The organism is Aurantivibrio infirmus, assembly GCF_054767315.1.
In genome coordinates, this window is sequence record NZ_BAAFSK010000005.1 from 423,518 (window position 1) to 437,385 (window position 13,868).

Here is a 13,868-nt window from a genome sequence, read left to right on the forward strand (position 1 = left end):
ATTCATTTTTCGATTAAATTAGAATTAAAACTTTAATTAGAACGTTAATACGGGAGCGTGTAATGACTTACGAATTTGTTAAAACAGAACGCGATGGCAATATTTTAATTGTTACCATGAATCGTCCTGAAGTTTACAACGCTATGCATGCTCCTATGCATAACGAAATGTCAAAAGTTTGGGATGATTTTGCTGCTGATTCGGACTTGTGGGTGGCGGTTTTAACGGGTGCAGGAGAAAAAGCGTTTACCGCCGGTAATGATTTGAAATATACCGCACAGGGCGGTAAGGGAACAGCACCCCCGACAGGTTTTGCGGGTTTGTCTTCGCGTTTTGATTTGGAAAAACCCATTATCGCAGCCGTAAATGGGTTTGCGATGGGTGGTGGTTTTGAGACGGCGCTGTCTTGCGACATTATTCTTTCCGCAGATACAGCAACCTTTGCATTACCTGAAGTTAAAGTAGGTTTGTTTGCTGCAGCGAGTGGCGTGCAACGCTTGAGTCGTCAAATTGGGCGTAAACCGGCGGTTGAAATGATGTTGTCTGGTCGCCACGTGAGTGCGGAAGAAGGGCAACGCTTAGGTTTCGTTAATCAAGTAGTGCCAAAAGAAAAGTTAATGGAAACCGCGATGGAAAAAGCTCGCGAACTGAGTTCGGTATCGCCGTCTTCCATTAAAGCGACGAAAAGAATATTAAACAATATGGACGAACTTGACCGACTCAAAGAGAGTTTGCTCTACAGTCGTGAAGTGATGTCCGAACTACGCAACACGGAAGATTTTAAAGAAGGTGTTAACGCCTTCGTTGAAAAACGGAAACCCGAATGGAAAAATCGCTAATTAAAGGTTTCAAGTTAAATGGCGATTTACTTACGGCAAATTTGTTTAGTAGCTGAAAAGCTCGCACCGGCTATCGACGAGCTCAGTGCGATTTTTTCAATCCCGAATTGCTATGTTGATCCCGCGGTTAATAAATTTGGTTTGGGAAATACCTTGTTGCTCATCGGTAGCCAGTTTATCGAAGTGGTCGCACCATTAGAAAATAATTCCCCACTTGAGAGTACGGCGGCGGGACGGTTTCTAAAACGGCGAGCTGGTGATGGCGGTTACATGGTGATATGCCAGGTACCAACCTTGCAAGAACAAAGAGCGATTCGCGCTCGCGCACTTGATAATAATGTTCGGGTTGCTTACGAATCCGATCGTGAAACCTGGAATATTATGCAGTTGCATCCCGCCGACATGGGCGCAGCTTTTTTTGAAGTCGACTGGGATAAAGAAGCCGATATGCAGGGGAGCTGGCATCCCGCTGGCGGTTTAGGCTGGCAGGGTAAAGTGTCAACGGAGGTTGTTAATAAAATTTCTGCTATCGAGTTACAAAGTGATGATCCTGATAAGCTCGCTCTTCATTGGGCAGCCGTTGCTGGCCTTCACGTTGAGTATAAAAATGAAATACCGATAGTGCCTCTTGCCAATGTAGAGTTACGTTTTGTAAAAGCAAATGATGGTCGTGGTGCCGGTTTAGGTGCTTTGGACCTACAAGTCGTAGACAAACAACGCTTACTAAAGCAAGCGGAGGCTCGTGGCGTGATGATCAAAGAGAACCAGCTAATGATTTGCGGAACACGTTTCAATTTGGTCGACTAATAAGAATAATGCAAAACAATAAATCGTAGGGCTTTCTCATCTGCGACTTAATATTTCGTGCGCAGTAACTTATTCGGCAGCGCCATAAAATGTAATGTAGTGCTAAGTCGTTTTTTCAGATACTACAAAACGCAACAAATCCCTTACTATAGCGATTCTCATAAAAATCAGTGCCGGGAAGGTAGAAGAGATCATGAAAGTTATTAAGTTATCGTCACAAGTTTTTCTTCCACTCTTTACATCTATGTTAGTTGCCTTTAATGCTAGCGCGCAGGATATGGAGCATCCTGGCAAAGCGGTTTACCAAAAAAATTGCGCAGTTTGCCACGATAAGCCAGAAGAAATGAAAGCCCCAGCATTTGAAACTTTGTTACAAATGACATCAGGTGTAGTCACAGCGGCACTAACCAGTGGAAAAATGAAAGCCCAGGGTGATCTATTAAGTTTAGACGAGAAAAATAATTTGGTGGGCTACCTCACGTCTGCAACCCAAGGTGACGAGTGGATTGCTGGTGCAATGTGTTCTGATGAGCAACGGAAGATTGCATTTGTAGAGCCTACCGTTCGCGGTTTTGGTTTCGATATCAAAAACACGCGCTATTTGACAGAACAACAAGCCGGATTAAATCGCAAGGATTTTGAAAACCTGGAGCTGGCTTGGACTTTTGCTTTTCCAGGCGTGACAGGTATGCGTTCGCAACCGGCCGTAATGGGAAGCACATTATTTTTACCTGTCGCTGAAAACGCAAAGATTTATGCGATTAATATTGAAAATGAACCCTGCTTGCAATGGGTTTACCAAAGCGAAACAATTTTACGTAGTGGCGCTGCTTTTGGTGAGCAAGTAGATGGTCGAAAAATTATTGCTACCAATGATTACGGTGGTGCCGTTCATGTCGTTGACGCGAGCACTGGTGAATTATTGTGGAAAAAACAACTTGGTGCCTATGAATTATCTTTGGGTACAGGAACGCCGGCAATTCATAAAGGCGTTATTTATGTACCGGTTTCGCAGAATGAAATTATGCACGGTGCCATTCCTACTTATCTTTGTTGCAAAACCCATGGCATGGTTGTCGCACTTGACGCAACGTCGGGTAAAATTTTATGGGAAGCACACACAATGGAAGAGGCGAAGCCTGTTCGTGATCGTGGTGATGGACAAATGTTGTGGGGGCCTTCTGGCGCGCCGATTTGGAATTCTCCCGTCATTGATGAAAAGCGCGGTGTTTTATATGTCGGTACGGGGGAGGCAACTTCCGCACCTGCACATAAGAATACCGATGCAATTCTTGCCATCGATTTAAAAGACGGTTCGATTCGTTGGAGTTTTCAGGCGACTGCGAACGATATTTATTTGGCAGGTTGCCGGCGCGGCGGATTAAACTGTGAAAGCGAAGAGAACACCGTGTATCGCGATGTTGATTTCGGTGCATCGATGATACTGGCAACTCGCCCGGATGGTACCGATGTGGTTTTAGGCGGACAGAAATCTGGAACTCTTTGGGCTTTAGATCCTGACAAAAATGGCGAAGTAGTATGGCAGCAACAGTTTGGTTTAGGCTCGGCAAGTGGCGGAATTCATTGGGGTATTGCCTATGATGGTAAGCGCGTTTATGCACCGATCAACGCTGCTTACCCGACAAGAACGCCGCCACCGGGGGGGACTGAAAAGCCAGGAATACATGCCGTTGATGTAATGACGGGTGAGCGCGTTTGGACCTATGCGGCAGAAGCAAGTTGTGATGGAGGCAGGGCGGAGCGCGTTCGCGGCTGCGAACGAAGAATGGGTTTCAGTGGGGCGCCCACAGTCGTCGATGGCGCAGTGATATCTGGCAGTAACGACGCTTTATTTCGTATTTTTGACACCCAAACCGGTGAAGTTCTATTTGAATTCGATACGGCTCAAGACTTCGAAACGGTCAATGGCGTAGAAGGGCGCGGTGGTAGTAATGATAACGCGACCATCGTTGCTAAAAATGGTTTGTTATTGGTGAGTTCTGGTTATGGGCTTTTTAACGAAACGCCAGGAAATGTACTCTTAGCTTTTCGACGCAAAAATTGATTTTTTGGCTTTGCGTCGGAATTTTAATTTGCAATACGAATAGATTTTGTATTTTCAATTTTGTTTAAGTTGTCTGAGTTAGAGCGCTAGTGTAATAAAACATAAATGTGGCTCATTTCGACTGGGTGAGGAGGGAGCTTGAATTCAATAGATAAGTTAGTATCGTTTGTTTTTATTTCGATGATACTTGGCGGATGCTCAAGTACCTATCAACCAATAAGTAACTACCCCCTCGCGGAATTTGAAAGTGCAACGGTAGTATCGAATATAGCCCAAGAAGAGATCGAATTACAAATTGAAGGTGGAGAAATAAATTTAGTTAACGCGGGCGCCTATTTTGGTTGGGGGGGCGCGATGCTCGGAATGCTTCTTGATTACGGAAGATATAAATTAAATAAACATCAAGCAGAACAGGATGTAAACAAGTTTCGTTCTGTCTTAAAAGATGAAAATATCGCCACGGTGATAAATAGTGCCTTAGAATTTCGTGTTAGGAATTTATCATGGGTGTCGGAAATTGGTTTCAGTACGCGAAATTTACCATCGAGGGAGTTTCGTGAAACGCTTGCCGCAAGTAATTATACTGGCGACGTACTTATCGTAATCGAGTCAGGCTATTCTTTCACAAAAAATTTTGAAACCATTGAGGTGGTTGCGCATTATTCTGTATTTTCAAACGAGTTAAAGGAAGAGTCTGGTGCTGATAGTGATGCTGGGATTCAGCTTGTTTTTAACGATCAACCGTTTTATTCAAATCGAGTTATTTACCAAGCTAAAGTTCATTCGACGAATACAATGCGCCGGCTTTCTACTGAAGAGAGGCAAGAGGCTAGAACAATAATTGATGAGATTTACCAGCCACAACTTGCCGAGGTTAAGAATCGCCGCAAGCGTGAAGCGTTGCTCGGCGAGAAAGCGGCACGTATAAGAATGATTAATAATGTAAAAGTTCCGGTTGAAGACCCGAATATCGAAGGCAGTAGATGGTTTGAAAATGATGGAGTTTTAGCGCGAGAAGCGTTACGAGAAGGTAGCGAGGAAATCGCTAAAATGATTGAAATGGACTTAAATGGAAAACTTGCTAATTTATCTGAGCACCCAATAATCGTACGTGATGGTTATAAGGTTCAACTTATTGAACGAGATGAGGCGGCCAAACGCGAAATACTTAGATTCTATGATCAGCCATTTCAAGGTAGAATTGTATCTAAATCGATTGGCAGTCGATTTGTTTTGGCTAATGCCAGTAACAATTAATATTACGATATAATCTTTGTGATCTATTTTGACTGCGAAAAAATAGAAATCTAATTTTTCGCAGCATCACCTCCTAAGTGTTTTTCTTTTCCCTTCTAATCTTTCGTTTTTCTTTCAAGGTTAATTTTGAAGGAGTCTTTTGTTCTTTCTTTAGTTTTCGTTTGTCTTTTGTTTTCATAAGGGTACCCTACCGCAGAAATATGGCATATTAAGTTTTGGGTTTTATTGGCAGTGAAGTGACTGCCTATGAATAGAGTCGTTAAGTGGTAATTACGTGAAGTGGAAAAACATCAGTCTTTCTCCTTGAGAACGGAGGTTTGATAATTAAAACCGTACGCTGACAAAGACGTGAAGATGCGCAGAATTTATTTCTGGGCATGGCAATAGGTCTAAGCCAGAAAGCTCAGGCGTAGCTAACTAGTGTGTGGAATAAATAGATGTTAAATCAGCATGCAATTACAAAAGCTGTAAATTGCGAATGAGATTTAGATAAGGTGATTGTTCATTGGCAGGTTCTTCCTCTGAGAGGAGTGAGTGACGTCGAGGATTTAAATACAAATAGAATAGAAAGTCAATTGAGCTGAATTTTATTTTAAATCAATTTAGTTAGATAGGTTTATCCTGACATCTTAAACTGATAATTTCCGAAATATCGAACATGACTTTGTCTAAAGCCCCGTTCATATTGGTAGTGTACTCGCTAGTTGCACCCCACCATAGTACGTCAGTGTCTTGGCCGCGAATATAATATTGGCTTCTGTCGATGTTTAAATCAATCGCCAGGATAGCGGAGTGGGATGTGCTGAGGTGATGAACGTAAGCTTGGCGAACTCTGATCTCTACATCGATTAAGCGCGATTGGGTGTCGTCGCTTAACTGTGGCCTTTCAATCGACTCTTGAAAAGCGAGTTCTACCCAATTCATTAAAGTTTCAGAGTCAATTATTTTTGCATACGTTTTTTTATTTTTTCGCTCATCTATAACAACTAAACTTATCGGGCAAGATATTGAGGAGATAAACTCCGTATCCAGTCGTTTTGAATAAGTTTTATCAAGCTCTAGTTTTACCGGTTTTGAGCTACAAGCTGCAATCAATAAAAACGGAACTGATATCAAATTTTTAAAAAACATGCTGTTTGATTACAGTCGGCCTAACTTTACTAAATAGTCATCTTTTATCGTTTTCGAAATAAGTTTTCCCGGGTAAAGCCCTTCACGTATTCTGTAAATTACACGACCATTTTCCTCGTCTTTAGCAATGAGATGCATTTTTAATCCTTTCGACTTGGTTAGCTCTAAGCTTTCAAGGTCGCTGCCGTCACCTCTAATGTCCATCGCAATTAACTTCGCGATTTCTTTCGAGCCGATTACTAGTGCTTGTCTAGTCAGTTCAGCGTTGTTTTCTAGCCAAAGCGCGCCATTCAGGTTAGATGCGTCAACAGGGACTCGCAATTTATTAGTTTTTCTGATTTCATCGCTTCGTTGTTTGTTGATTTTGTCTCTAATTCTACGATTCGGCTCCGCTTCTAGTTGTGGGTTGTAAATGGCATTAATTTTCTCAATCTCGATTTGTTTTTCTTGTTCCGTGAGTTTTCTTTTAGAGTTCGCGGTGGGAAAAATATCAGCTTGATATACAACCTGATTAGAATAAAAAGGTTTTGCTTTGGGGCGTCTGCCCGCAGACTTAGAAGCTTGCGTTGTAACCTTGCCTTCATCATCGACTTCATAAATCCAAAAGTCAGCAGTTAGTTCTATAGTTTCGAAGCTAGGTGTAACTGCGTAATCAGTACTGACCAAAATCATTACGTCTGAGTTATATGTATTCTCTTTTGGCAGGTCTGAAAATTCACTACCGACAACACTTGTTTGCTGGAATTCATTAACGCTTACCCAAGAAAGATCTATGAGTTGGCTTTGCAACTCTGTGTTGATCATAGCCGAAATATCGTCATCTCTTAATGCTACTCGAAATTTTTCAATAGATTCTTCCGCTTTATTCGCTTTGCTATTGTTGACGCCCGCATCCACGGCAGCTCCAATCAGCGCGCCTAATAGTCCAAATTGCGCACCAGCAGCGCCGCCCGAATTGGACGGTATGATTTGCATTCTAATTTCTTGCTGAGGGAGATTTGAGATGACAGTTGCGGTTTTATATTCTTGCAGCTCGTACTGCGTGATTGGTTTATAAGTGCCAGCACAGCCACCCAGAAATATTGTTAGTAATAAAGTGACATAAATATATTTTTTTGTGCTTTGCATTGTTAATTCCCGTATCCATTTTAGGTTTTCTAATTGGAGCTTTTTATTTTGATTGGGTGAGGTTTCTGAAGTGAATTAAAGTTTGTATCTTTTACTTGGAATCTGATCGTATATTGTACTTATAAAATTTTGACCCCCGGAAGTGTAAGGCAATGTATGTTTAAGCGCAGAATTTTGGGGATGAGGTCGACCAATCTAGGGATAGACGGACATTTGAAACAGCCTGGTATCTCTGAATGGTGTGCCAACTGAGTCGAATAACGACACGGGTAAGAATCCTGCTCATCGGTTTCTCCTCTGTTAGCTACCAATTGTGCCTCAGTTAGCTGTATACCCATCCTATCCAGCAGCTTTAAAAATAACCGCGCGCAGGCATATTTATCCTAATTCGCTAGTTGATGAGCAAACCGTGAATCTGCCGTTCGCGAGTTCTAGATTCTTTACAATAGTTTGTTGAATTAACAGTTGGCAATGTCACCTGAATGGCATAGAATCGCCAAATATTAGTTTGTATAACAAACTAATATTTGGCGCCATTAATGCTTAACACGCTGAAAAATAAAAGAAAATAATTTCAGCGCCGACTGAGTGCCTACCTGGCTCAGCCAAGTATTAGATAGCTCAGGTAGCCCTGCCAAAAAATAATTGCTTGATAGTCTAAGAACGATTGTTTTGCGGCTTTGGTTTACTGGTAGTGAACAATAACGATAATTATTAAACGCAGGTATGGTCACGTCTTCTAGTAACGTCCATCTTCAAATTTGAGTTGGATCACTTTTCTATTAGTTGGCCCTGCACCTAGGATTTTTTGAGGAGAGCTTAATAATGAAGAAAAATATTTTACATCTGGCTATTTCGGCCGCGACTGTCTCGATGATCAGCGGGCTGGTTCCTGCGTCAGTGTTTGCACAATCAGGAAATCAACTAGAAGAGATTGTTATCACTTCTGAACGACGCGAAAGCAATCTTCAGGATACGCCGATTTCAGCTACAGTTCTTTCTGCGGACGCCTTGTTTAAAAAAGGCATCGACAATGTTGATGAAATTCAACAAGTTGCCCCGAGCATCGCAATAAACACCTACAACCGGTCGACTTTTATAAATATTCGTGGAGTCGGTATTGCGCAATCTGCACCAACCTCAAATCCTGGTGTTGCTTATTATTTAGATGGTGTGTTTTTTCCACATGAACAATTTATTGGGCAATCATTTTTTGATTTAGGTTCAGTGGAAGTTTTACGTGGCCCGCAAGGAACGTTAACGGGTCAGAACTCTACGGGTGGTGCGCTTTATGTTCGCTCACCCGCTCCGGATCCTGATGGGCATTCAGGCTACATCGATCAAACGGTCGGTACTGACGGTTGGTATCGAACAGTCGGTGCTTACAATGCCCCAACGGGTGGTAATTCCGCCTTGAGGATTGCAGGTGTTTATGAAAATAGAGATGGCTTCGTCGATAATTTAGGTCCTGCATCTGGCATGGATCCGGGAAGCAGTGAACTTATTTCTTTACGAACCAATTGGGCTTTACAGCCTTCGGACGGCCAGAGCTACAATGTTCGATTAGAATATTTTGATTATCAGAGCGGTAATATTGCGGTTAAAGATAGGCAAGATACTAATCCGGATCCCTTTGAGATTAGTTATGATGGGAAATCCTATCTTGATCAAAAAGGTTATCGCTTTTCTTTAGAAGGGCGCTGGGATCTTTCTGATTATTTGCAAGTCAGGGCATCGCTCTCTGATCAAGACGGTTACACTGAAGATCAAACCGATGGTGATCGTTCATCTACAGAGCTTGCGAGCGGTGCTGGTAGAATTGCAAAAGCGAGAACAGATTTCGAAACAACGATTGCAGAAATAAATTTATTGTCTATCGGCGACAATAATTTGCAATGGGTACTCGGCGCTTTCTTTATGAAAGATGACGTACCGGTAATTCTTGAGCGAGACAATGCAAACACGGCTGACTTTGTTTCACCGTCTCCTGGCTCAACGATTGAAGCAGTTGCTGAAAACACTTCGGTTTCGTTATTCGGTCAGTTAGATGCAAGTTTAACGGATGCTCTTAACCTAACAGTCGGTGTACGTTATTCCGATGATGAACAAGTGTACACTCGCTTTTCTCTACCTGGGCCACCATTCGCACAACCGGCTCAATGTTTTCCATGTGACACCACGCAAGACTCTAATGAAACTACAGGTCGAATTGGCCTAAGTTATTATGTTTCTGGCGATACAATGTTGTATTCGACGCTTTCTAAAGGCTATAAAGCGGGTGGAGTAAATTTGGATCCTCGTCAGGGTTTTTTTGAACCAGAGCAGAATGTTGTTCTTGAAGCTGGAGTTAAAACTACAGCCGATGATGGACGGCTACGCTTTAACGCAAATCTTTTTTGGTCGGAATATAAAGACATTCAATTTGCGAGTCGATTAGCGTTATTTGGCCCAGCGTTACCTGTAACTCAAAATGCCGCGAGTGCTGAAATTAACGGGCTTGAAATCGAAATGGAGGGCGTTTACGACCAGTTCAGCTTTAACGCCGGTTTTAGTTATATAGAAAGTGAGTTTAGCGATGACATTTGTTTGAATAATACTAACGCTTTGCCGACTTCGAACGACCCATTTTGTGTTGGTGTTCTTGGCCTTCCAGCAAGGAACGAACTTGTTAGCGCTGGTAGTGATCTTCCTTTCACTCCGAAATTTAGTCTGAACTTTGGGCTTCAATATGAATACCAGATTGGAAATACTTACGTTACGCCAAGGTTTCAGGTTTCATTTATTGAAGAGCAGATTGCGACGCCATTCAAGGAACCAACGACTACAATTGAAGAGCGAACAATATCGGATCTTAAGGTTAGTATTGAACCGAATTCAAGCCTGTTGATTGAAGTGTTCGCAACCAATCTATTTGACGAAGAATATGTTGCTTCGCAAATTCAGCCATCTTCCAGTGCCGATGGCGGTGAGATTTATGGGGCGCCGCGACAATATGGTATCCGGGCGAAGTATGATTTTTAAGATTTATTAGTTTCCCTAGTGTTTTGAGCGGGTTCTGCCCGCTCTTTTTTTTTATCAATCGAGTACAACGAGTGCTATGCTTGTTTTAGTTTTATCGAAGTTATTTTTTTACTGAATTCCATTGCAGCAGAAATTGATTGATGAACTCTAACGTCAAGAAAACAGTTTTAATTCTATGTTTCGCGATAAGTTTAAGTTTTGGCAAGTCCTTTGCTGCGTGGGCAAATGATTTGCCGGAAACTGAATTATTCGTCGCGATGTCATCCTTGCATGAAGAAACCTTTTTGCCTTGGCAGGGTGGTGGTGGGCGTAAATTTTATCTTGATACGATTTACGAATATTTAACTTACCTGAATCCTGAAACTCACGAATTAGAGCCAGGTTTGGCCGAATCGTGGTCGATGTCGGACGACGGCAAACAGTGGACCTTAAAAATCCGCCGGGGTGTTCAGTTTCAGGAAGGTTGGGGAGAGTTCACTGCGGCAGATGCAAAGTATTCACTTGAACGTCTAATCGATCCTAACGCAAAATCGGGCCCCTCGTCTTCGCTGCGAGCGATAATAGAAAAAATTGAAACTACCGATCCTTATACTTTAGTCATTACGTTAAATCGTGCCGATATTGCCTTCGTCTATGCCTATTTATCAAACGCGATGCAAGCAATGATGGTAAGTAAAAAATATTTAGAAGAAAAGGGTGAGGATCACGCTGCGAAAAATCCTATTGGCACAGGGCAGTTTCGTTTACGCGAACTTAGAGGTGGTTATTCGATCATCGTAGAGAAAACGAATAAGTTTTCTTCAGCACCTGGTTCTCAAGCAAACTCGAAAAACCATTGGCGTTCAAATAGCGAATTCGAAAAAATTCACTTTTTTTCTGTTCCAGAAGAATCAACAAGGGTTGCTATGTTGGTGGCTGGAGAGATTGATCTGGCACCGGTAAATTTTGATTCACTCAAAAACTTACAAAAACAAAACATTGGAATTATTTCATTAAAAAATTCTTGGTCTCCTATTGTTCGTCTAGGAGGGCTCGTGACAACCAATGAAAAATATTTTAACGCGAACGTCCCATGGCAAGATAAACGCGTTCGGCAAGCGTTAAATTATGCTGTCGATAAAGAAGCGATATTGCAGGCAATTTTTTATGATCAAGGCAGAGTTGCGGGTACAGATTTTCCTGCAAATGCGTTTTTTGATATCGAACCTTACCCTTACGATCCGGAGCGGGCAAAGGAATTGTTGAAAGAAGCTGGGTTTCCCGATGGCTTTCGCGTAACGCTAAAAACGTTCACGACAACTCCTGGGGCTGAGTTGCCAATTATTGCGGAAATTGTTGCGATGTTTTGGCAGAAAATTGGCATATCGGTAAATATTGTTCCGATAGATTGGATATCACTTAGAAGTGCGCAAGTGAACGGCAAGGCCAATACCTTTGTCTGGACTCACCGAGGTATCGCTTTTCCAAATCCGCTTGTCGGTTTACAGGCCAGTTATAGTTCGGACAGTGTGTTTTCAACCTTTGCGACGAAGGAAACTGAGGCTCTTTTGGCGAAAATCGAAAATGAGTTGGATTCAGAACGGCGGGATATCTTGATAAGGCAAATGGGTGAAATTATCCGCGAAGAGGCGACCGGGGTTTTCTTGCTTTTTAGTAACGAACCTTATGGTGCAAGCAGCCGAATTAAGGCATGGCCATCACTGTCGCAGCATGTAACTAATATGGATTTAATTGAGTTGAAGTAAATGAGCCGAATTAGAACAAGTAGAATGAATATTTTTTCGCTAGATGCAAGAAGAAATTATTTTTGGAAGCTAAGTTTTAATGTCTAATTATATTTTCAGACGTTTTGTTGAAATGTTAGTAACCTTACTGTTAATGAGTATGGTGGTGTTCGCACTCGGGCGTTTAACCGGGGATCCTGTTGCGTTGATTTTGAGCGACTATGCCTCTGACGAAGATCGAGCACGGGTGGTTCAAGAGTTAGGATTAGACAAACCCATTTGGCAGCAGTACGGAACATTTTTAAGTAATGCTTTACGTGGTGATTTAGGCGAATCTCTCGTAGGAGAACAACGTCCGGCACTAGAAGTAGTGATGGAACGAATGCCAGCATCTTTGCAGCTAGCAGGGACAGCACTCCTTATTAGTTTCTTAGTTGGTATCCCATTGGGTGTTCTGGCCGCAGTCAATTATCAAAGTTCAATAGATGTTATTGCAAGAGTTGTTGCCTTGTTGGGTCAGTCGATTCCTGTTTTTTGGTTGGGAATAATCTTGATGTATTTGTTAAGTGTGCGGTTTTCGTTATTGCCGACCTCGGGTTATGGCTCTTACAAACACTTAATTTTGCCGGCAATCACGATGGCGTTTTTTACTATCGCAGCAGTTACTCGTCTGGTTCGAGTCAGCATGATTGACGCATTGGGAAGCGAGTACGTAAAACTCGCTCGAATAAAAGGCTTGTCGGAGTTTAAAGTCGTTTATAAGCACGCGCTGCGCAATAGTTTGATTCCAGTTTTGTCTTTTATGGGATCTTTTTTTGCAACCATGATTACCGGCGCCGTTGTTGTAGAGACGGTATTTTCTTGGCCGGGTATTGGTAGGCTCGCATTTGAGGCGATACTTAATAGAGATTTTCCGTTGATGCAAACAGTGGTTTTATGTATTACCGCGTTGTTTGTCATTGTTAATCTAATAGTTGATATCGGCTATGCCTGGCTTGATCCAAGAATTCGTTTTAGTGAAAAGTAAAGTGTAAATTTTATGGGTTCGTTCAATAAAATCGTTATCGTTGCACTTGGTTTGTTCTGCGGCTTACTAATTTTACTCGCCGTACTCGCGCCAGTCATTGCGCCTTATAGCCCCACCGAAGGTGTATTGATTGATCGCTTGATGCCGCCAGCATGGAGTGAAGAGGGCACGAGCGCCTATTTACTCGGTACCGATCGGCTAGGGCGAGATGTACTGACTCGCCTTTTATACGGCGCGCGTGTTTCATTGACTGTGTGTGCCTTGGCAATTTTTGTTGCTGGGATTATTGGTTCAAGTCTCGGAGTGATTGCCGGTTTTTACGGTGGTTGGATAGATACGGTGATTATGCGTTTAGTCGATCTTGCATTGTCTTTTCCGATAATTCTTTTGGCACTCTTATTCGGTGTTGTTTACGGACCGAGTTTCACCAATGTCATCATTATTATAAGTTTGGTTTTGTGGTCGCAATACGCTCGCATGGCAAGAGGAGAGACTTTAAAAACTAAAACCAGTGAGTTTGTCGACTTAGCTCGCACCGCGGGGGCCTCCAATTTTTATTTGATGCGAGTGCATATCGTGCCAAACATTGCGGGTGCATTAATTGTGTTGGCAACTTTACAGGTGGGCACCGTCATAATTTTGGAGGCTTCTTTAAGTTTTCTCGGTGTCGGTATCCCGCCGCCGTTACCGTCTTGGGGGTCCATGATTGCTGAAGGGCGCTCTTATATGATTTCAGCTACTTGGTTGTCGATGGTTCCCGGTATGGCAATTTTAGTCACGGTGTTAGCGGTGAATGTATTAGGCGATACTTTTGCCGAATTGTTAAACCCAAAACTTCGTCGGCAGATTAATCCTTGACCTTAATTGTT

At 42.5% G+C, this 13,868-nt stretch carries 10 protein-coding genes; 8 read left to right on the top strand and 2 right to left on the bottom strand.

The genetic code is table 11. The features are described 5' to 3' along the window. Positions 1 to 62 precede the first annotated feature (62 nt). The 4 genes from ACYUCY_RS13465 (at position 63) to ACYUCY_RS13480 (ending at position 4,968) form a co-directional block, all read left to right on the top strand. Positions 63 to 839, top strand: a complete 777-nt coding sequence (locus ACYUCY_RS13465; RefSeq protein ID WP_460227021.1) for an enoyl-CoA hydratase-related protein — start codon at positions 63 to 65, stop codon at positions 837 to 839. Between the two features lie 18 nt (positions 840 to 857). Further along, positions 858 to 1,646 carry a VOC family protein gene (locus tag ACYUCY_RS13470; protein ID WP_460227022.1) on the top strand — a complete coding sequence of 263 codons (789 nt, stop codon included), beginning with the start codon at positions 858 to 860 and terminating at the stop codon, positions 1,644 to 1,646. A 193-nt stretch (positions 1,647 to 1,839) separates the two neighbouring features. Next, the gene (locus ACYUCY_RS13475; protein ID WP_460227023.1) at positions 1,840 to 3,711 is read left to right on the top strand and encodes an outer membrane protein assembly factor BamB family protein; all 1,872 of its coding nucleotides are present in this window, start codon (positions 1,840 to 1,842) and stop codon (positions 3,709 to 3,711) included. 138 nt (positions 3,712 to 3,849) lie between these two features. Beyond that, the gene (locus ACYUCY_RS13480) at positions 3,850 to 4,968 is read left to right on the top strand and encodes a hypothetical protein (protein ID WP_460227024.1); all 1,119 of its coding nucleotides are present in this window, start codon (positions 3,850 to 3,852) and stop codon (positions 4,966 to 4,968) included. A gap of 606 nt (positions 4,969 to 5,574) precedes the next feature. Here ACYUCY_RS13480 and ACYUCY_RS13485 read toward each other — a convergent pair. Together ACYUCY_RS13485 and ACYUCY_RS13490 are read right to left on the bottom strand one after the other, a co-directional pair. Continuing rightward, positions 5,575 to 6,099, bottom strand: a complete 525-nt coding sequence (locus tag ACYUCY_RS13485) for a hypothetical protein (protein WP_460227025.1) — start codon at positions 6,097 to 6,099, stop codon at positions 5,575 to 5,577. A 9-nt stretch (positions 6,100 to 6,108) separates the two neighbouring features. Continuing rightward, positions 6,109 to 7,227, bottom strand: coding sequence for a hypothetical protein (locus tag ACYUCY_RS13490; protein WP_460227026.1), 1,119 nt, complete (start codon positions 7,225 to 7,227; stop codon positions 6,109 to 6,111). Positions 7,228 to 8,052: 825 nt separating this feature from the next. On the opposite strand from ACYUCY_RS13490, the gene ACYUCY_RS13495 reads away from it, so the two are divergent. The 4 genes from ACYUCY_RS13495 to ACYUCY_RS13510 all read left to right on the top strand — a co-directional run bounded on the left by ACYUCY_RS13495 (position 8,053) and on the right by ACYUCY_RS13510 (position 13,857). Next, positions 8,053 to 10,248: a TonB-dependent receptor gene (locus ACYUCY_RS13495; RefSeq protein ID WP_460227027.1), complete on the top strand. Its 2,196-nt coding sequence runs from the start codon at positions 8,053 to 8,055 to the stop codon at positions 10,246 to 10,248. 140 nt (positions 10,249 to 10,388) lie between these two features. Beyond that, a complete protein-coding gene (locus ACYUCY_RS13500; protein ID WP_460227028.1) occupies positions 10,389 to 11,993 on the top strand; it encodes an ABC transporter substrate-binding protein in 1,605 nt (534 codons plus the stop codon). 79 nt (positions 11,994 to 12,072) lie between these two features. Continuing rightward, positions 12,073 to 12,999, top strand: coding sequence for an ABC transporter permease (locus ACYUCY_RS13505; protein ID WP_460227029.1), 927 nt, complete (start codon positions 12,073 to 12,075; stop codon positions 12,997 to 12,999). Between the two features lie 12 nt (positions 13,000 to 13,011). Then, complete coding sequence (locus ACYUCY_RS13510; protein ID WP_460227030.1) at positions 13,012 to 13,857, top strand: ABC transporter permease; 846 nt, start codon at positions 13,012 to 13,014, stop codon at positions 13,855 to 13,857. Positions 13,858 to 13,868: the final 11 nt, after the last annotated feature.